This window comes from Streptomyces sp. NPDC004721 (assembly GCF_053601495.1).
In genome coordinates this window covers 1-1,316 of sequence record NZ_JBSGBZ010000157.1, presented here as the reverse complement: position 1 = coordinate 1,316, position 1,316 = coordinate 1, and the positions used below count along the sequence as shown (strand labels likewise).

Genomic DNA, 1,316 nt, shown 5'->3' with positions numbered 1-1,316 from the left:
ACGGAGAACTCCGGACGGGCAGTCGGCGACGAAGCAGAAAACCTCACAGCGCGAGCCGTGAGAATCCCCCTCCTTCAGGAGGGGGAGAAGTCAAGTGAACCACGGTGCTACCTCAAGCACGGTAGAGGTCAAGAGGTGATCGACCACTGACCCCTTGGAGTCGATCATCTAACGAGCTCGTGCACGGTAGGCGGTGAGGCGTCGAGTTCTCGATCGTCGATCATGGTCGTGTGGTGGGGAACGCGTCTCGTGCAGCGATCACCAGCGACCGAAGGATCACGGGCTTGTCGGCTGAAGTGATCGCTGAACTCGTGGCTGAGGTGGGACCGTTGTGGCACGAGCGGCACCAGGCCAAGCTCGCGTCCAGACCACGGAAGCGGGCTGTAGGCGCGGGCGCGAAGCACCGGCTGGTGTTCGTCGACCGGCTCCTGGCGACGCTCGTGCATCTCCGACACGCCACCACTCACGACGTGCTGGCCTGCTGGTTCGGCGTCGACCGCTCCACCATCACCCGTGCCATCGGCGAGGTGCGGCCACTGCTCGCCGAGCGAGGGTGCACCATCAGTCCGGGTGTGCGGCTGCGGACACTGGCCGAGGTCGTCGACCATCTCGATGCCGGCGGAAAGACGGGCATCATCGACGGAACCGAGATCCGAGTCAGGCGCCCGGCTGCCGGCCGCAAAGACCGGGACAATTTCATCTCCGGCAAGAGCAAGCAGAACGCGGTCAAGACCATGGTCGTCACGGACGACGACGGCTGCGTGCTCTTCTGCAGCCCGGCTCAGCACGACAGCTGCGCAGACATCACCCATGCCCGCCAGTTAGGGCTGTCAGGCTCCTGGCTGACGGCCCGGCCGTCGAGGTCCTCGCGGACGCCGGCTACCAGGGCCTGGGAGCCCAGACCGGCGGGCGCGTGGTGACGCCACCGCACCGAAAGTTCAAGAAGGACGCCCCGGATTGGTATGAGGAGATGTACGAGCGGCAGCGCAAGACGCATTCCTCGCGGCGTATCCGGGTCGAGCACGGCATCGCGCACCTGAAGAACTGGCGGGCACTGGCCCGCCACCTCGGCCGCCGCGAGCACATGAGCGACACCGTCCAAGCCGTCGCCGGCCTGCTGTCCCACCAACAGATCACTGACCTGGCCTCGGCACGGCAGATGTGAACCCCCAGCCCCACCGAAGTCCTCGACGTCTCACCGCCAACTGTGCACGAGCTCGTTAGTGTCCTGCGCCGGGAATTCGATCAAGATATGTGGCGAGGCGTTGCAGGATCTCGTCGGCGTCCTTCGTCCAGACGAAGGGCTTCGGGTCCTT

The 1,316-nt window shown here is 65.4% G+C and carries 2 protein-coding genes; both read left to right on the top strand.

The features are described 5' to 3' along the window. Positions 1 to 230 precede the first annotated feature (230 nt). Positions 231 to 920 (top strand): transposase family protein, encoded by a 690-nt coding sequence (locus ACWEK3_RS42395; RefSeq protein ID WP_450547785.1) that lies wholly within the window; start codon positions 231 to 233, stop codon positions 918 to 920. After that, the gene (locus tag ACWEK3_RS42390) at positions 914 to 1,165 is read left to right on the top strand and encodes a transposase (protein WP_450547786.1); all 252 of its coding nucleotides are present in this window, start codon (positions 914 to 916) and stop codon (positions 1,163 to 1,165) included. Before ACWEK3_RS42395 ends, ACWEK3_RS42390 begins: the two co-directional genes overlap by 7 nt. Positions 1,166 to 1,316 lie beyond the last annotated feature (151 nt).